Source organism: Janthinobacterium sp. GW822-FHT07H11 (assembly GCF_058798615.1).
The window spans coordinates 3,200,963-3,219,825 of the sequence record NZ_CM179507.1; the positions used below are offsets into that span (position 1 = coordinate 3,200,963).

Consider the following 18,863-nt stretch of genomic DNA (forward strand, 5'->3'; position numbering starts at 1 on the left):
TCCTGGCCGGGCGTGGTATCAGTATCAGAGGATGTCATGGAAGAACTGGAAAAATTCGTCAACGGCTTCAGCCTGTTTCAGCAGCAGTATTTCAGCGAGCCGCAGACCCTGTACGACAGCCTGCGCGACGGGCAGCGGCCGTCGACCCTGCTGATCGGTTGCTGCGATTCGCGCGTCGACCCCATGCTGCTGACGGGCAGCGACCCGGGCGATATGTTCGTGGTGCGCAATATTGCCAACCTGGTGCCGCCGTGTACGCCGGAGGCGCCGCCCGGCGTCAGCTCGGCCATCGAATTTGCCGTCTGCAAGCTGGAGGTGGCCAGGGTGATCGTGCTGGGCCATGCGCGCTGCGGCGGCATCCGCGCGCTGCTGGAGCCGCAGCCGCGCGCGCAGGGGCAGGAAACGGACTTCGTGGGCCAGTGGATGCGCATCGCCGAACCGGTGGCGCAGCGCGTGCGGCGCGAACTCGCGCACCGCTCGTCGGAAGAACAGCACCACGCGTGCGAGCTGGCCAGCATCCTGCAGTCGCTGGACAACCTGCTCACCTACCCGTGGCTCAAGCGCCGGGTGGAGCAGGGCGTGTTGAAACTGCATGGTTGGTATTTCGATATCGACAGCGGCGCCCTGATGGCGTATTCGGCGCGCCAGCAGCAGTTTTTGCCGCTCGTGTGCCCGATCGAAAGGGCGCGTCATTTGCATGAGCGCCCTTGGCCGGACGCGGTCAGGTAAGTTGATATGCGGGGTCAACAATGTGTCGGATTACGCGTGGCGCTGCCCCGCTAATCCGACCTACATCTGGTAGGTCGGATTAGGTGGGGCCGCCGAGGCCGCAGGCCGTAATCCGACAAATTCCCTCAGCTAAAACGCAATAAATCCCCGCTGCGGTCGAACGCCAGCAGGCTGTCGATGCGGCCCTGCTCGATGGCCGTCACCATGGCGCGCAGGGGCGCCTCGCATGCCTGCTGCGGCGGCGGCACGCCGTCGCGCCCCGCCAGTCCCGCCACGAAGACCACGTCCCAGTGCGTCTGCATCTGTTTCGATTCTTCCATCAATGCCTCGAAGCTGCCCAGTTCATCGGGCAGCTTGTCGGCGCACATCACGGGCGTCAGCGATTTGCCCTGGCCGCCGGGCTGGGCCTGCGCCTGGGTGAAGGTGAACAGCAGCCGTTGCGGCTGATCTTGTGTGCGGGCGCTGCGCAGCAGGCTGGCGTAGTCGGTGATGCTCATATTGGTCCTCTTTGTCTGGGTTGAAAGGTGCGGTGCATGCAGACCTGTAGGTATACCGCAGCACGCCTGCGCAGCCCATAGGCATTAGTGACTATGGGTATATGCATTCCTGGTGCCGGAAACCGACTTCTTGCCAATACCGCCGCGCAATGCGCATCGATAGACTGTTTGCATCGACGCGTGGGCCATCCGGCTTGCGGCGTTTTAATGACCTGGCGCCGTTTTCGCGGCGCAATGTGGAGGTAGCATGAGTCACTTTCTGGACCGTCTTAAATTTTTTAGCAAGCCCGCCGAGCCGTTTTCGAACGGCCATGGCACCGTGGTCGATGAAGACCGCACCTGGGAAAACGCCTACCGCCAGCGCTGGCAGCACGACAAGATCGTGCGTTCCACGCATGGCGTGAACTGCACCGGCTCGTGCAGCTGGAAGGTGTACGTCAAGAATGGCCTGATCACCTGGGAAACCCAGCAAACCGATTACCCGCGCACGCGGCCCGACCTGCCCAACCACGAGCCGCGCGGCTGCCCGCGCGGCGCCAGCTATTCCTGGTACGTGTATTCGGCCCAGCGCGTGAAGTATCCGATGGTGCGCGGCCGGCTGATGGAAATGTGGCGCGAAGCGCGCAAGACCATGGACCCCGTCACGGCCTGGGACTGGATCAGCCAGGACCCTGTGCGCTCGCAGCAGTACAAATCCATCCGCGGCCTGGGCGGCTTCGTGCGCGCCACCTGGGAAGAATCGAATGAAATCATCGCCGCCGCCAACGCGCTGACGATCAAGAAATACGGTCCGGACCGCATCGTCGGCTTTTCGCCGATTCCCGCCATGTCCATGGTCAGCTACGCCTCCGGCACGCGCTACCTGTCGCTGATCGGCGGCGTGGCCCTGAGTTTCTATGACTGGTACTGCGACTTGCCGCCGGCCAGCCCGCAAGTGTGGGGCGAGCAGACGGACGTGCCGGAATCGGCCGACTGGTACAACTCGACCTATCTGATGGTGTGGGGCTCGAACGTGCCGATGACGCGCACGCCGGACGCCCACTTCTACACGGAAGTGCGCTACAAGGGCACGAAAACCGTGGCCATCTCGCCGGACTACGGCGAAATGGTGAAGTTCGGCGATATCTGGCTGGCGCCGAAGCAGGGCACGGACGCCGCGCTGGCGCTGGCCATGGGCCACGTCATCCTCAAGGAATTCCACTCGGAAGGGCAGAGCGCCTACTTCCGCGACTATGCGCGCCAGTACACGGACTTCCCCATGCTGGTGCTGCTCAAGGAGCATAACGGCACCCTGGTGCCCGACTACTTCCTGCGCGCTTCGCACCTGGACAACAACCTCGACGAAACCAACAATCCGGAATGGAAAACCCTCGTCATCGACGAAACCACGGGTGCGATTACCGCGCCGGCCGGCTCCATCGGCTTTCGCTGGGGCGAGTCGGGCAAGTGGAATCTGGAACAGAAGGCGGGCGGCAGCGGCGCGCCCATCGTGCCGATGCTCTCCATGATCAACGACAGCGACGCCGTCACGGAAGTGGGTTTCGCCTACTTCGGCGGCAAGGATGCGTCCGACATGCTGCTGCGCAAGGTGCCGGTGAAAACCATCCGCCTGGCCGACGGCACGACGGGCCTGGTCACCACCGTGTTCGACCTGACCCTGGCCAACTACGGCATCGACCGTGGCCTCGGCGGCGAGAACGTGGCCGAGAGCTATGACGACGACGTGCCCTACACCCCCGCGTGGCAGGAAAAGCACACGGGCGTGAAACGCGCCGACGTCATCACCGTGGCGCGCCAGTTCGCGCAAAACGCGGACCAGACGCGCGGCAAGAGCATGGTCATCGTGGGCGCCGGCCTGAATCACTGGTACCACATGGACATGACGTATCGCGGCATCATCAACATGCTGATGATGTGCGGCTGTATCGGCCAGTCGGGCGGCGGCTGGGCCCATTACGTGGGCCAGGAAAAGCTGCGTCCGCAAACGGGCTGGACGCCCTTGGCCTTCGCCCAGGACTGGGTCCGCCCGATGCGCCAGATGAACGGCACCTCGTTCTTCTATGCCCACACGAGCCAGTGGCGCCACGAAAAGCTGGAAACGGGCGACATCGCCTCGCCATCGGCGGCCGGCGGCACGGGCGACCTGACCCTGCTCGACTACAACGCCAAGGCCGAGCGCATGGGCTGGCTGCCATCGGCGCCGCAGCTGCAGACCAATCCGCTGGAAGTGGCCAAGGCCGCCAAGGCGGCAGGGCAGGCGCCGGCCGCGTATGCGCTCGACCAGATCAAGGCGGGCCAGCTGCAGTTCTCGTGCGACGACCCGGACAATCCGGCCAACTTCCCGCGCAATATGTTTGTCTGGCGCTCGAACATCCTGGGCAGCTCGGGCAAGGGCCACGAATACTTCCTGAAATACCTGCTGGGCACGCAGAATGGCCTGCTCAGCGACGAAGACGACTGCATCACGCCGAAACAGGTGAAAGTGCGCCCGGCCGCCGAAGGCAAGCTCGATCTGCTGGTGGTGCTGGACTTCCGCATGTCGACCACGTGCCTGTATGGCGACGTGGTGCTGCCGACGGCCACCTGGTACGAAAAGGATGACTTGAACACCTCGGACATGCATCCGTTCATCCACCCGCTGTCCGAAGCCGTGCAGCCGCTGTGGCAATCGAAGTCGGACTGGGAAATCTACAAGGGGCTGGCCGAGAAATTCTCGGAAATCGGCGGCGAGCTGCTGGGCACCCAGCAAGACATCATCCTCACCCCGCTGATGCACGATACGCCGGGCGAGCTGGGCCAGCCTTTCGATCCCAAGGACTGGCGCGCCGGCGAATGCGATGCGATTCCCGGCAAGACCATGCCGAACATGACGGTGGTCGAGCGCAATTACCGCGACGTCTACAAGAAGTTCACCTCGATCGGACCGCTGCTGGAAAGCATCGGCAACGGCGGCAAGGGCATTTCCTGGAAAACGGGCCATGAAGTCGAGGTATTGCGCGGCATCAACCGCACGGTGCTGGACGAGGGCGTGTCCAAGGGTCAGCCGCGCCTCGATACGGCCATCGATGCGGCCGAGATGATCCTGTCGCTGGCGCCGGAAACGAATGGCCACGTGGCCGTCAAGGCCTGGGCCGCGCTGTCCGCCATCACGGGACGCGAGCATACGCACCTGGCGCTGCCGCGCGAGCATGACAGCATCCGCTTCCGCGACGTGCAGGCGCAGCCGCGCAAGATCATTTCCTCGCCCACCTGGTCGGGCCTGGAAAGCGAGGAAGTCAGCTACACGGCCGGCTATACCAACGTGCATGAACTGATCCCTTGGCGCACCCTGACGGGCCGCCAGCAGTTCTACCAGGATCATTTGTGGATGCGCGACTTCGGCGAGGGACTGTGCGTGTACAAGCCGGCCATCAACACGAAGACGACGGAAGCGCTGCTGGGCACCCGCCCGAACGGCAACAAGGAACTGGCGCTGAACTTTTTGACGCCGCACCAGAAGTGGGGCATCCACTCCACGTATTCGGACAACCTGCGCATGCTGACCCTGTCGCGCGGCGGACCGCACGTGTGGCTGTCGGAGACCGACGCGAAGACGGCAGGCATCGTCGACAACGACTGGATCGAGGTCTTCAACGTGAACGGCACCCTGACGGCGCGCGCCATCGTCAGCCAGCGCATCCCGGCCGGCATGACGATGATGTACCACGCGCAGGAAAAGATCATCAACGTGCCTGGCGCGGAGATGACGGGCAAGCGGGGCGGCATCCATAACTCGGTGACGCGCGCCGTGCCCAAGCCGACGCACATGATCGGCGGCTACGCCCAGCTGGCGTACGGCTTCAATTACTACGGCACGGTGGGCTCCAACCGCGATGAATTCGTATTGGTGCGCAAGATGAACAAGGTTGACTGGCTCGAAGGCCCGTTGCAGGAAGAAGGAGCATAGTATGAAAATCAGAGCGCAAATCGGCATGGTGCTGAACCTGGACAAGTGCATCGGCTGCCACACCTGTTCCGTCACCTGCAAGAACGTGTGGACCAGCCGCGACGGCGTCGAATACGCGTGGTTCAACAACGTTGAAACCAAGCCCGGCATCGGCTATCCGAAGCAGTGGGAAAACCAGGACAAGTGGAATGGCGGCTGGCGCCGCACGGATGCGGGCAAGATCGAGCCGCGCCAGGGCAGCCGTCTGAAGATCCTGGCGAACATCTTCGCCAATCCGAACCTGCCCGCCATCGACGAGTACTACGAGCCGTTCACCTACGACTACGAGCACCTGCAAAGCGCGCCGCTGTCGCAGACGCCGCCGACGGCCCGTCCGATCTCCGTGCTGACGGGGAAAAAGATGGAGAAAATCGAGTGGGGCCCGAACTGGGAAGATGACCTGGGCGGCGAATTCGCCCAGCGCAGCAAGGATAAACTGTTCGACAACATGCAGAAGGAGATGTACGGCACCTTCGAGAACACCTTCATGATGTACTTGCCGCGCCTGTGCGAGCATTGCCTCAATCCCACGTGCGTGGCGTCCTGCCCGTCCGGCTCCGTGTACAAGCGCGAAGACGACGGCATCGTGCTGATCGACCAGGACAAGTGCCGCGGCTGGCGCATGTGCATCTCCGGTTGCCCGTACAAGAAGATTTACTACAATTGGTCGTCCGGCAAGGCGGAGAAGTGCACGTTCTGCTTTCCCCGCATCGAGGCGGGCCAGCCTACCGTGTGCTCGGAAACCTGCGTGGGCCGCATCCGCTACCTGGGCGTGCTGCTGTACGACGCCGACAAGATCGAGGCAGCGGCTTCCGTGCCGCAGGAGCAGGACCTGTACCAGGCGCAGTTGGACCTGTTCCTCGATCCGCACGACCCGGCCATCATCGCCGAGGCGCGCCGCCAGGGCATCCCGGACCTGTGGCTCGAAGCGGCCGTCAAGTCGCCCGTCTACAAGATGGCTGTCGAGTGGAAGGTGGCGTTCCCGCTGCATCCCGAATACCGCACCTTGCCGATGGTGTGGTACGTGCCGCCGCTGTCGCCGATCCAGGCGGCGGCCGAATCGGGCAAGCTGGGCGTGAACGGCATGCTGCCGGACACGCAAAGCCTGCGCATTCCCGTGCAATACCTGGCCAATCTGCTGACGGCCGGCGACCAGCCGCCCATCGTCACGGCGCTGGACCGCATGCTGGCCATGCGTGCCTATATGCGCAGCAAGACCGTCGAGAAGGTGGAAAACCTCACGGTCCTCAAGCAAGTGGGCCTCACCAAGGCGCAGGTGGAGGACATGTACCACATCATGGCCATTGCCAATTACGAAGACCGCTTCGTCATCCCCAGCAGCCACAAGGAAATGGCCGAGGACAGCTTCAACGAGAAGGGGTCGTGCGGCTTCAGTTTCGGCAACGGCTGCTCGGACGGCAGCAGCGAACCTACCTTGTTCGGCAAGAAAAAACACGGTTCGGCCATCTTCATGCAGATGCCGAAGTCGCGCAAAACGGCGCCTGGCGCCTAAGGAGAAACAGCCATGAACCACTACACCATCCTTTCGCGCCTGCTGCTGTATCCCGAGCCTGAGCTGATCGCGCACCTGCCGCAGCTCGATACGGCGCTGGAAGCGGCGCCCGAGTGGCAGGCGCTGCTGCGTCCGCTGCTGGCGCACCTGGGCAATGGCAGCCTGATCGACCTGCAGCAGCAGTACGTGGCCACGTTCGACCGCAATCCCTCGCACTCGCTGCACCTGTTCGAGCATATCCACGGCGAATCGCGCGACCGGGGCCAGGCCATGGTCGACCTGATGGAAGAGTACAAGCGCCACGGCCTGCAGATGACGGGCGACGACTTGCCCGACTTCGTGCCGCTGTTCCTGGAATTCCTGGCGCAGCTCGACGCGGCGGCCTCGGCGCCGCTGCTGGGCGACGCCGTGCACGTACTGGCGCACATCGGCCGCAAGCTGACGGCCAACGGCAGTCCGTACGCACCGGTCTTCACGGTGCTCGAACGCCTGAGCCCGGTGACCGCGGAAACCTTGGCCGAGCCGCCCATCCGGGACATGGACGAGGCGCTGGAAACCTTCGGTCCCGGCGCGGACGGCGTCGAGCCGCTGCTGCGCCCAGGCCAGGGTCCGGTCGCGGGCGGCGTCCATCCCGTGCATTTTCACCCGCAGCCGCGGCGCGCCGCCTAACTGGCCCACCGCGTCCGCATGAGGAGAGTACATCATGAGTAATTATCTGCATCAATTTCTGTATGGCATTTATCCATACATCGCGCTGGCCATCTTTTTCCTTGGCAGCCTGATCCGCTTCGACCGCGAGCAATACACGTGGAAGTCCGATTCCAGCCAGCTGCTGCACCGCGGTAGCTTGCGTTTGGGCAATATCCTGTTCCACCTGGGCATCATCGGCCTGCTGTTCGGCCATGCGGCCGGCTTGCTCACGCCCGTCTGGGTGTGGGATACGCTGGGCGTATCGCACAGCCTGAAGCAGGGCGTGGCCATGGCCGCCGGCGGCTTGATGGGCGGCCTGTGCCTGGCCGGCCTGCTGATCCTGCTGGTGCGCCGCTTTTCCAATGAGCGGCTGCGCGCCGTCACCACGGCCGGCGACAAGCTGGTGATGCTGTGGATTCTGCTGACCTTGCTGCTGGGCCTGTCGTCGATCTTCGTCTCGGCGTCGCACATGGATGGCCACATGATGGTCTTGCTGATGAACTGGGCCCAGCACATCGTGACCTTCCGCGGCGACGCCGCCAGCTTCATCGTCGACGCGCCGCTGGTGTTCAAGCTGCACCTGTTCATGGGCATGTCGCTGTTCGTCATCTTCCCGTTCACCCGCCTGGTGCACGTATGGAGCGGCTTTGGCGCCGTCGCATATCTGGGCCGCACCTGGCAACTGGTGCGCCGCCGCTAAAAAAACGCCATGAAAAATCTACTGCGCGTAGCGATTTGCGGCCTGCGATGCTCACTGTGCATCCGCACAGCTGCGCTTCTCAGCCGCAACTCATCTCCGCTCGCTACGATTTTTCAGGCTATTTATGGAAGGAAAGTAAGATGGGAATCTCCGTCAATGGCATCGATATCGACGATGCCGACATCGCGCAGGAACTGCCGCACCACCAGCAGGCGGGCAATCCGCTGAAGCAGGCCGTGCATGAACTGGTGCTGCGCCGCCTGCTGCTGGACGAGGCGCAGCGCCTGGGCTTGCAAGCAGATAGCGACGATGCCCTGGTCGAAGCGCTGTTCGCGCAGGAAGTGCGGGTGCCGCCCGCCGACGATGCGGCCTGCCGCACCTTCTATGCGCAGCGCCCGCAGCTGTTTCGCAGCGGCGCGCTGGTCGAGGCGCGCCACATCCTGTTCCAGGTGACGCCGGAAGCGCCTTTGGAGCTGCTGCGCACGACGGCGCAAGCCGTGCTCGACGCGCTGAAACTGGCGCCCGAGCGCTTCGCCGAACTGGCGGCGCAGTATTCGAACTGCCCGTCCGGCGCCCTGGGCGGCAGCATGGGCCAGCTGTCGCCGGGCCAGAGCGTGCCGGAGTTCGACGCGCTCGTGTTCCGCCTGGAAGAGGGCGCGCTGGCCGCGCACCTGCTGGAAACGCGCTTCGGCTACCACATCGTGCAGGTGCAGCGCCGGGTCGAAGGCCAGGCCATCCCGTACGAAGCGGTGCAGGCGCAGATCGCCGACCGCCTGTCGCGCGCAGCCTGGCAGCGCGCCGTGCACCAGTACCTGCACCTGCTGGCCGGGCGCGCGCAGATCGCCGGCGTGGAACTCGAAGGCGCCGACGGCACAGGCAGCCCGCTGGTGCAATAGGTCGGAAGACCTAGGCCGCTAGCCCTTCTGGGGCGCAGCCAGTTCTTCCCCGCGCCGTTATAATCGGCTTAACTGTTGTATGTTGCAAGGAGTATGGCCATGTTGGTTGACCGCTTTGGCCGATCGATCGATTACGTGCGGCTGTCCGTGACGGACCGCTGCGACCTGCGTTGCAGTTATTGCATGCCGAAGGGATTCCGCGGCTTCGAGGAGCCGAAGGACTGGCTGACGTTCGACGAGATCGAGCGCCTGCTGGGCGTCTTCGTGCGCCTCGGCACGCGCCGCGTGCGCCTGACGGGCGGCGAGCCGCTGTTGCGGCGCAAGCTGCCCGAGCTGGCGCAGCGGCTGTCCGCGCTGCCCGGTTTGCAGGACCTGTCGCTGTCGACCAACGCCACGCAACTGGGCAAGCACGCCGTGGCCCTGCGCGCGGCGGGCGTGGACCGCATCAATGTCAGCCTCGATTCGCTGGACCGCGCCTGCATGCAGCAGATCACGGGGCGCGACAGCCTGCAGCCCATTTTGGATGGCCTGATGGCGGGCAAGGCGGCCGGTTTCGACCCGATCAAGATCAATATGGTGGCCATGCGCGGCATCAATGACGGCCAGATCGAGGCCATGGCCGCGTTTTGCATCGAGCAGCAGTTCATCCTGCGCCTGATCGAAGCGATGCCCATGGGCAGCACGGGCCGCAATGCCAGCTACATGCCGCTGGCCCCCGTGCGCGAGCGCCTGGCCGCGCGCTTTGACCTGGTGCCGCAGGCCCTGGAGCTGGGTGGCGGTCCGGCGCGCTACCTGGCGACGCGCGACGGCCGCTCGAGCATCGGCTTCATCACGCCGATGTCGCAGCACTTCTGCGCCACCTGCAACCGCGTGCGCCTGTCCGTCGACGGCACCTTGTACCTGTGCCTGGGGCAGGAACAGCAATTCGCCTTCCGGCCCCTGCTGCGCGACGGCGCCAGCGATGCCGAACTGGAGGCGGCGCTGCGCGCGGCCATCGAACTGAAGCCGCAGCAGCACGATTTCAATACGCAACCCGATAAAATCGTGAGATTCATGGCACAAACGGGCGGCTGAGGCAGTTTGCATTTATATTCAAGGGCGGTATGAAATTCAAGGCGATGTTTTCCTCGTGGCAAAAGCTGTCGACCAAGATCGTCGGCGCGCTGCTGCTCATGCTGGCCCTGGCCCTGACGGCCATCGGCTGTACCCTGTTCCTGTCGTGGCAGCTCGAGGGCAGTTCGGCCGCCATCAATGAAACGGGCAGGCTGCGCATGCAGGCCTACCGCCTGACCCTGATGATCGCCAGCGACGCACCCCGGCAGGCGCGGCAGCAGGTACTGCTGATCGATGAAACCCTGGCCAAGATCGGCCACGGCGACCCGCAGCGGCCGCTGTTCCTGCCGCCGCGCCCCGCCATCAAGGCCGAATTCGCGCGCATCGGCCAGGCCTGGCGCGACGAGCTGCGGCCGGCCGCGCTGGCGGCCGATACGCCCGCGCGCGCGCGCCAGTTCGAACACGCAGCCGATACCTTCGTCGGCCAGGTGGACCAGCTGGTGCGCATGATCGAACACGACAGCGAGCAGCGCACGTTCTGGCTGCGCGCTTCGCAGCTGGTGCTGCTGGCCATGGCGATACTCGGCACGGTCAGCATGATCTACCTGATGTTCATGCTCATCATCGAACCGGTGACCCGCCTGCGCCTGGGCATGCAGCGCATGAAGGAGCGCGATTTCAGCGTGCGCCTGGCCGTGGAAAGCAATGACGAATTCGGCCAGCTGGCCAGCGGCTTCAACCAGATGGCCGACCGCTTGCAGGCACTGTACGGCAACCTGGAAGAGGGCGTGCGCAGCAAGACGGCCACCCTCGAGTACCGCAACCGCGAACTGGCGCTGCTGTACGAAAGCGCCGCCTTTTTGCAGCGCCCGCAGCCGTTGGAAGATATCTGCGGCGGCTTCATGCAGCGCATCGTCGATTATTTCGAGGCCGACGGTTCCACCGTGCGCGTGCTCGACGCCGAGCGCGGCAACCTGCACATGGTGGTGCATACGGGCCTGTCCGAGGAACTCGTGGCGTCCGAGCATTGCCTGAAGGTGGGCGACTGCCTGTGCGGCACGGCTGTCGAGATGAAGGTGGCGAAGGTGCACGACATGCGGCGCATCGACAAGGCGCACGAGCTGCGCTGCCACCGCGAGGGCTTTGCCACCGTCTCCGTCTTCCACATCCACGCGCACGAACAGCACATGGGCTTTTTCAACCTGCACTTCCGCCAGGCGCGCGTGTTTTCCGCGCGCGAGCTGGCCCTGCTGGAAACGCTGGGGCAATTGCTGGGCATCGCGCTGGAAAACCTGCGCCTGGCCGCGCGCGAGCGCGAAATGGCGATTTCCGAGGAGCGCAACCTGGTGGCGCAAGGGCTGCACGACAGCATCGCGCAAAGCCTGAACTTCCTCAACCTGCAGGTGCAGATGCTCGACGATTCGGTCGGCAAGTCGCGTTTCGACGAAGTGGCCAGCATCGTGCCGGCCCTGCAGGCGGGCATCAAGGAAAGCTATGAAGACGTGCGCGAGCTGCTGCTGAACTTCCGCAGCCGCCTGATGGAGGACGACCTGATCGGCTCCCTGCGCGCCGCGGTGGACAAATTCCGCCGCCAGACGGGCATCGATGCAGAACTGCTGGCCGATGTCGACGGCGCGCCTTTCCCCCGCGAGCAGCAATTGCAGTTATTATTCATCGTCCAGGAAGCGCTGTCGAACATCCGCAAGCACGCCCAGGCCAGCCACGTCGAGGTGCGGCTGGACGATCACCAGGACTTTACCCTGACGATCAGCGACAATGGCGTCGGCTTCGATGCCGCCGCCGTCTTGGAAAAGGGCGACAGCCACGTCGGCATCCACATCATGCGCGAGCGCGCACAGCGTATCGAGGCGACGTTCGAGGTGCATGCCTGTCCGGGCGGCGGCACCACGGTCGAACTTCACCTGCGGCGCGAACAGCGCCGCGCAGCCTGAGCACTCACTTGAAAGAAAAATAATGGAGACTCCCGTCAAACCGATCACCGTCATGCTGGTGGATGACCATGCGCTGTTCCGCAGCGGCATACGCTCGCTGCTGCAGCGGCACGCCGAATTTTCCGTGGTGGGCGAGGCGGCCGACGGCGTGGAAGGCATCAAGCGCGCCATCCAGCTGCAGCCCGACGTGATCTTGCTGGACCTGAACATGGCCGGCATGTCGGGCGTGGAAGCGCTGCAGCTGATGCAGCACGACTGTCCCGACACGGCCATCGTCATGCTCACCGTGTCGGAAGACGCCGAAGACCTGGCCACGGCCCTGCGCGCGGGCGCCTGCGGTTACCTGATCAAGAACATCGATGCGGACTACCTGGTGCGCGCCATCCGCCGCGCGGCCGCCGGCGAAGTCGTCATCGCCGAAGCCATGACGGGCAAGCTGGTGGCGCAGCTGCAGGCGGGCACGCGGCGCGAGGAGCCCGTGTCGGAGCTCGACAAGCTCACGCCGCGCGAGAAGGAGATCATCGACTGCCTGTCGCGCGGCGAAAGCAACAAGGGCATCGCGCGTACGCTGGACCTGGCGGAAAGCACCGTCAAGATCCACGTGCAGAACGTCTTGAAAAAACTCAACCTGACCAGCCGCGTGCAGGCGGCCGTGTACGCGGTCGAGCACCGCCAGGGCAAGTAGCCCGGTAGTTGGGGGCTGACCCGCCGGGCCGGACCCCATGGCTATCATCTCTCTCTAGTCCTTTTTGCCGATGGCAGTTCCTGTGCTTTTAAAGTAGTATATTGAATATATCTTTAAAGGCGTATCCATCATGGCCATCACACCGATCAGCGAACCATCCGTCCGCCGCGCCGCTCCAGGCGCGGCGCCCTGGCACGCCAGCCATGCGCTGTGGCAGCTGGGCTTCCGTCCTTTCTACCTGCTGGCGGCCGTGTTTGCGGCCATCGCCATTCCCCTGTGGCTGGCCAGCTATGTCGGCCTGTCGCCAGGGCGCGCGCAGGTGGGGCTGGGCTGGCACATGCATGAGATGGTGTTCGGCTTCGCCGTCGCCGTGGTCATCGGTTTCCTGTACACGGCGGGGCGCAACTGGACCGGCTTGCCGACGCCGCGCGGCGCGGCGCTGATGGCGCTGGCCGCTCTGTGGCTGGCGGGCCGCGTGGCCATGCTGTGCTTTCCCGGCGTGGCCGCGGCGGCCATCGATGTGCTGTTCCTGCCGCTGGCCGGCTGGCCGCTGTACCAGGTGCTGCGCCGTTCGGGCAACCACCGCAACCTGTTCCTGGTCGGTCTGCTGGCCTTGCTGGCGCTGGCCAACGCCCTGTATCACGCGGCCGCGCTGGGCGCGCTGTCGCTGTCGCCGTTCGTGCCCGTGCAGGCGGCCATCCTGGTCATCGTGCTGATCGAATCGGTGCTTGGCGCCAGGGTCATCCCCATGTTTACGCGCAATGGCGCGCCGGGCAGCACGCCCGTGGCCAGTCCGCGGCGGGCCTTGATCGCCGTGGCCTGCATGGCGGCGGCCGGCATCGCCTGGCTGGCGGGCGCGCCCGGCCTGGTGACGGCGCCGCTGGCGCTGTGCGCGGCCGGCGTGTCGCTGGCCAACCTGCTGGCCTGGCAGCCGCAGCGCACCATGCGCGTGCCGCTGCTGTGGATACTGCACCTGTCGTATGCGTGGATAGGCGTCGGCTTCGCGCTGCTGGCGGCCGCCAGCCTGGGCCTGCTGCCGGCCAGTGCCGCGTTTCACGCGTTGACGGTCGGTTCGATGGCGGGGCTGATCATCGGCATGATGACGCGCACCACGCTGGGTCATACGGGGCGCGCGCTGAAGGGCGGCCGGGCCGAAGCGGCCATGTACTGGCTGGTGCAGCTGGGCGCGCTGGCGCGCCTGCTGGCCGGTGTCGGTCCCGCAGCGCTGGCCGTGCCGGCGCTGCTGGCGGCGGGCGCGTGCTGGTCGCTGGCCTTCGGCCTGTATGTGCTGGTGTACGCGCCCTACCTGTGGCGCGCCAGGGTGGATGGCCGCGAAGGCTGAGTGGCCGTCAGGATGGACGCCAGGCCAGCAGCTTCTTGATTTCCGGTGTCCAGTAGGACAACGATTCACCCACGACGAACAGCAGCATGCCGAGCATGAAGGCTCTCAGCAGCAAGTCCCTGCACCAGATCATATCGTCCCCCGAATTTTCATATTGGCAAGTTTACCATCGGTCTGCGCGGCCATGTTGACTTTCTGGCGTGGCCAGCGCGTCATGTGGTCGCGCCCACATCGTGGAATTGCTCCTTGATCATCAGCAACTGCGGCATCAGCTCGATGAACAGTTCCGTCAGCCAGGGGTCGAAGTGGCTGCCCGCGCCGGCCTTCAGGTGCGGCACGATGTCTTCGATGGGCCAGGCCGGCTTGTACGGACGGCACATATTGAGCGCGTCGAAGACGTCGGCCAGCGCCACGATGCGCGCCGATTGCGGGATGGCGTCGCCGCGCAAGCCGTCCGGGTAGCCGCTGCCATCCCATTTTTCGTGGTGGCGCAGCGACACTTCGGCCGCCAGGCGGAACACCGGCGCTTCGCTGCGCGACAGGATCTCGTAGCCTATCCTCGGATGCGTGCGCATGATGGCCCATTCCTCATCGTCGAGCGGTCCCGCCTTGCGCAGGATGGCCTGCGGCACGCCCAGCTTGCCCGTGTCGTGCATGGCCGCCGCCAGCTTGATCTGCGCGCAGCGCTCGGCATCCCAGCCGGCGGCGCGCGCCAGCGCGGCCGAATAGGCGGCCATGCGCCAGATATGCGCGCCCGTGTCGGTATCGTTGTAGTGGCCCGCGTGGCCCAGCATCTGGATGGCGTCGCGGTAGCTGCGTTCCAGCGCCGTGGCGCGCACCAGCGACAGGTGGGCCGCCACCCGCGCCCGCACGATGGGGGCGGAGACGGGCTTGACGATGTAGTCGACGGCGCCCGCGTCGAAGCCGGCCGATTCCTGCTGCGTGCCGCTGTAGGCGGTGATGAAGATGACCTGCATCGCCTGCGTGGGGTCGATCTGGCGCAACTGCGGGCATAGCGCATAGCCATCGATGTCGGGCAGGCCCACGTCGAGCAGCACCATGGCGGGGCGGTGCTTGAGCACGGCCGCCCGGGCATCGGCGCCATTGCAGGCGAATACCAGGTGGTAGCTGTCGGCCAGGATCGAGCGCAGCAGGCTCAGGTTGGTCGGCTCGTCATCCACCACGAGTATCGTCGGCAGGTTCACCCCGGCTCCCCCAGCGCCAGTTCGGCGGCCAGCCGGCGCGTGGCCTGCTCGGCGCCGCGGAAGTCGAACGCGCACAGGCGCGCGCGCAGCGCATCGAGGCTGTCGGGCGGCAGCACCTGTTCCAGTTCCTGCAGCAGCAGTTCGGCTGGCGCCGGGTCGTCGCGGTCCAGCGCTTCCAGCAGGCGCGCCAGCAGCACGCCCGGCGCCGCATGGGGGCCGGCGGCGGCCCGCCCGGGGCCGTGCGGCGGCACCGTGCCCGCCATGGCTTCCACCGCCTCGATGGCTTGCGCCAGCGCATGTTCGAGCGCATCGAGCGCGGCGGCCGCGTCGCTGCCGGCATGCAGCACCTGTTCCGCATGCTGGGCCGCGTGCAGCGTGGCGGGCAGGGCCAGGCTGCCCGCCACGCCCGCCAGTTTATGCGCGAGCGCGGCCGCGTCCGCGCGCGCGTCGGCCGCCAGCAGCGCGCGCATGGCGCCGACCGCGTTGCGGTACGTGACGCCGAAGCGCGCCAGGTGCTGGCGATAGGGGGCCTCGTCGAGCCATTGCGCCATGCCCAGGCTCAGGTCGATCACGGGATCGGCCGCGCCAGGCACCGCAGCGCCGCCGTCCTGGGCGTGCAGCGACTGCGGCGGCAGCGGCACGCCTTGCGCGCGCTGGCGCTGCACGCGCGCGATCAGGGCGATGGTCTGCGGCACGTCGAAGGGCTTGCTGATGAAGTGGTTCATGCCCGCCTCCAGCGCCGCCGTCCGCTGCGCCTGGAAGGCGCCCGCCGTCAGCGCCACCACCGGCAAGTCGTCGAATTGCGGCAGCTTGCGCAGTTCGCGCGTCGCCTGCAAGCCGTCCATGACGGGCATCTGCACATCCATCAGCACGATGTCGACGGCGCCGGGGTGGGCGTGCAGCCATTCCAGCGCCTGCCGGCCGTCGCAGGCGAAGGCGGGCAGGGCGCCCTGGTCGCACAGGATATGCCGGATCACGTCGCGGTTGATTTCGCTGTCGTCCACCACCAGGATGCGCACGCCATCGAGCAGGCGCTCGCGCGTTTCCTCGCGCAGCTCGGGCAGGCCGGCCGTCTCGGCGCGCCGCTGCCGCGCTTCCATTACCGCGTTGTACAGGCTCGATGCCGTCACCGCCTCGTTCAGGATGGCGTCGGCCGGCGCGGCCGGCGCGGCGCCGGGAGCGAGCATGACGACGGGGCAGTCCTGCGGCGGCAGCACGGCGCGCAGCGCGCGCGCCACGCCCAGGCCGTCCATGTCAGGCAGGCGGGCGGCCAGCAACACGGCGCCGGGACGCAGGTCGGGTGCGCAGTCGTGCACGTGGGCCAGCGCTTCCTGGCCGCTGGCCACGGCCGTCACTTGCCAGCCCAGGCCCAGCGCGACGGCGCAGACGGTGCCGCGCGCCGCGCTGTCGCTGTCGGCCAGCAGCAGGCGCAGGCCGGTCATCTCGCCCGATGACGCGTAGGCCGCCATCAGTTGCAGGGGCACGGTAAAGCTGAATTCGCTGCCCTGGCCCGGCGTGCTCTCCAGGCTCAGGGTGCCGCCCATCAGGCGCACCAGCTGGCGGCAGATGGTCAGGCCCAGGCCCGTGCCGCCGAAGCGCCGCGTGGTGGAGCTGTCGGCCTGGGTGAAGGCGGAAAAGATCGCTTCCTGCACTTCCGGGGCGATGCCGATGCCCGTGTCGCGCACGTAAAAGCGCAGCACGGCGGCATCGCCGTCGCGGCTGTCGAGGGCCACGCCCAGGTTGATCGCGCCGCGCGCGGTGAACTTGATGGCGTTGCTGGCCAGGTTGATCAGCACCTGCTCCAGCCGCAGCGCGTCGCCCAGCACGCTGTCGATGCCGTCGGGCAGCGGGCCGATGCGCACCTCGATAGGCTTGTCATGCACGGCCACGGCCATGCTGGCCGCCACCCTGTCGATCACGTCGGCCAGGCGGAACGGCGCCTGTTCGATGCTCATGTGGCCCGCCTCGATCTTCGAGACATCGAGCACGTCGTTGATAATGCCCAGCAGCGACTGGCCCGCGTCGCGGATCTTGCGCGCCATCTGCGCGCCTTCCGCGTCCAGGTGGCCGCGTTCCAGCAGCCAGGCCATGCCGAGGATGGCGTTCAGCGGCGAGCGGATTTCATGGCTCATGTTGGCGAGGAATTCAGCCTTGCCGCGGTTGGCCGCTTCGGCCGCGTCGCGCGCCAGCAGCATGTCCGTCTCGGCCTGCTTTTGCACGGAGATATCCTGCGCGAACACCAGCGTGGCCGGCCCGTCCTTGAGCATCACGCGGGCCGTCGTCTTGAACACCGGCACGGGCCGTCCCTGCTTGTCCAGGCCGACGGCTTCGAACATTTGCTCGCTGGCGGAATCGGCCTCGATCAGCGCTTCGTTGGTCGCCAGCGCCGCCTGCGATTCGGCCGTGATCATGGCGCGCCACGGCAAGCCGCTGAGGTCATCCTCGAGGGCATAGCCGTGCAGGTGGCGGTAGCGCGGGTTCGAATACACGAAACGGCCATGGCGCAGGATGGCGATGGCCAGCGGCGCATCTTCGATCAGCGTGCGAAAGCGCGTCTCGCTGTCGGACACGGCCTGCATGGCCTGGCGTTCGCTTTCCTGCTGCGCGCGCCAGGCGGCCAGGTAGCGCCGGCGCCGCTGGCTCCAGTACAGCAGCGCGCCGCCGGCCAGCGCCACGATGGCAAAGAAGATGGCATAGCCGAACGCCTGGCGCCGCAGCGGGGCGGCGATGGCCGCTTCCTCGCGGCTCAGGCCGATGATCAGCGCGCGGTCCATGTGCAGGGCCGGCGGCGCGATCGTGGCCAGCGCCATCACGCGCGGCGGGCTGCCGGGCACGCCGGGAACCAGCACGCCGTCGAGCACGGTGGATGGCAGGCCGCTGTCGCGGTAGCGCCGCAGGAAGCTGCCGGGCACGTCCAGGTTGCTGCCATCGACGGCGCCCTTGGCCGGGTAATTGAGGAATTGCCGGCCGTCGCCATGCAGCACCACGGCCCAGACATCGGCCGCATACATGGCGGTGCGGAATTTTCCCGTGAAATATTCAGGATCGAAGGTGGCCACCACCAGGCCGGCAAAGTGGCCTTGCCGGTCCGGCACCATGCGCGCGGCCGTGATCACCAGGTCGTTCTTGAACGAGCGGAAGGGCGGCGAAAGGTACAGCATGCGCGCATCGGGCGCGTCGCGCACGGTCTGGAAATAGCCGCGGCGCGAAAAATCCTGGCCGATCAGCTCCGGGATGTTGGTGGCGACGGGCTTGCCGCTGGCATCGATGACCAGCATGGTGCGCACGCCGGGCATGGCGTCGACGAGGGCGGCCAGGCGTCGCGGCAGGGCCTGGCTGGCGTCCGTTTCCGCCTGGGGGCCCAGGTAGTCGCGGATCACGCCTTCGAGCACCAGGTTGGTGGCGGCCAGGTCGACCTCGATATTCTTGGCCAGCAGCGTCGTCAGCACGTCCAGCCGCTCCCGTTCCGCCGCCGCGTGCCGCGTGGCTACGTCATGGTGCAGGTAAGCCAGCGTGGCGCCGATGATCAGCAGTCCGAGGAGAAAAAAAAGCCACTCAATCAGTCGTCTGTGCACTGCGTCGCCACCTGGTAGTCGGATCATGTGATGATGCTATA

At 66.1% G+C, this 18,863-nt stretch carries 13 protein-coding genes; 10 read left to right on the plus strand and 3 right to left on the minus strand.

Translation table 11 applies throughout. From position 1 onward, the window contains the following. Positions 1–36 precede the first annotated feature (36 nt). Positions 37–729 carry a carbonic anhydrase gene (locus tag AC3RCJ_RS14195; RefSeq protein WP_492962642.1) on the plus strand — a complete coding sequence of 231 codons (693 nt, stop codon included), beginning with the start codon at positions 37–39 and terminating at the stop codon, positions 727–729. A 125-nt stretch (positions 730–854) separates the two neighbouring features. On the opposite strand, the gene AC3RCJ_RS14200 is transcribed toward AC3RCJ_RS14195, so the two are convergent. Beyond that, on the minus strand, positions 855–1,226 hold the full coding sequence (locus tag AC3RCJ_RS14200; protein ID WP_492962640.1) for a ribonucleotide reductase subunit alpha: 372 nt from the start codon (positions 1,224–1,226) through the stop codon (positions 855–857). Between the two features lie 247 nt (positions 1,227–1,473). Between AC3RCJ_RS14200 and AC3RCJ_RS14205 the strand changes: the two genes are divergently transcribed. The 9 genes from AC3RCJ_RS14205 to AC3RCJ_RS14245 all read left to right on the plus strand — a co-directional run bounded on the left by AC3RCJ_RS14205 (position 1,474) and on the right by AC3RCJ_RS14245 (position 14,042). Next, a complete protein-coding gene (locus tag AC3RCJ_RS14205) occupies positions 1,474–5,172 on the plus strand; it encodes a nitrate reductase subunit alpha (RefSeq protein ID WP_492962638.1) in 3,699 nt (1,232 codons plus the stop codon). A 1-nt stretch (position 5,173) separates the two neighbouring features. After that, complete coding sequence (gene narH, locus AC3RCJ_RS14210) at positions 5,174–6,724, plus strand: nitrate reductase subunit beta (protein WP_492962636.1); 1,551 nt, start codon at positions 5,174–5,176, stop codon at positions 6,722–6,724. Between the two features lie 12 nt (positions 6,725–6,736). Next, positions 6,737–7,393, plus strand: a complete 657-nt coding sequence (gene narJ / locus AC3RCJ_RS14215) for a nitrate reductase molybdenum cofactor assembly chaperone (protein ID WP_492962634.1) — start codon at positions 6,737–6,739, stop codon at positions 7,391–7,393. 34 nt (positions 7,394–7,427) lie between these two features. Continuing rightward, the gene (narI, locus tag AC3RCJ_RS14220; protein WP_492962632.1) at positions 7,428–8,114 is read left to right on the plus strand and encodes a respiratory nitrate reductase subunit gamma; all 687 of its coding nucleotides are present in this window, start codon (positions 7,428–7,430) and stop codon (positions 8,112–8,114) included. Between the two features lie 140 nt (positions 8,115–8,254). Further along, positions 8,255–9,010: a peptidylprolyl isomerase gene (locus AC3RCJ_RS14225; protein WP_492962630.1), complete on the plus strand. Its 756-nt coding sequence runs from the start codon at positions 8,255–8,257 to the stop codon at positions 9,008–9,010. Positions 9,011–9,109: 99 nt separating this feature from the next. Further along, positions 9,110–10,084 carry a GTP 3',8-cyclase MoaA gene (gene moaA, locus AC3RCJ_RS14230; protein ID WP_492962628.1) on the plus strand — a complete coding sequence of 325 codons (975 nt, stop codon included), beginning with the start codon at positions 9,110–9,112 and terminating at the stop codon, positions 10,082–10,084. Positions 10,085–10,113: 29 nt separating this feature from the next. Next, positions 10,114–12,015, plus strand: coding sequence for a type IV pili methyl-accepting chemotaxis transducer N-terminal domain-containing protein (locus AC3RCJ_RS14235; RefSeq protein ID WP_492962626.1), 1,902 nt, complete (start codon positions 10,114–10,116; stop codon positions 12,013–12,015). A 22-nt stretch (positions 12,016–12,037) separates the two neighbouring features. Next, positions 12,038–12,700 (plus strand): response regulator, encoded by a 663-nt coding sequence (locus AC3RCJ_RS14240; RefSeq protein ID WP_492962625.1) that lies wholly within the window; start codon positions 12,038–12,040, stop codon positions 12,698–12,700. 130 nt (positions 12,701–12,830) lie between these two features. Next, positions 12,831–14,042, plus strand: a complete 1,212-nt coding sequence (locus AC3RCJ_RS14245; protein ID WP_492962623.1) for an NnrS family protein — start codon at positions 12,831–12,833, stop codon at positions 14,040–14,042. A 212-nt stretch (positions 14,043–14,254) separates the two neighbouring features. Here the strand turns inward: AC3RCJ_RS14245 and AC3RCJ_RS14250 are convergent, their stop codons facing one another. Beyond that, positions 14,255–15,247 (minus strand): response regulator, encoded by a 993-nt coding sequence (locus AC3RCJ_RS14250; RefSeq protein WP_492962621.1) that lies wholly within the window; start codon positions 15,245–15,247, stop codon positions 14,255–14,257. Next, a complete protein-coding gene (locus AC3RCJ_RS14255; protein WP_492962619.1) occupies positions 15,244–18,822 on the minus strand; it encodes a response regulator in 3,579 nt (1,192 codons plus the stop codon). Before AC3RCJ_RS14255 ends, AC3RCJ_RS14250 begins: the two co-directional genes overlap by 4 nt. Positions 18,823–18,863: the final 41 nt, after the last annotated feature.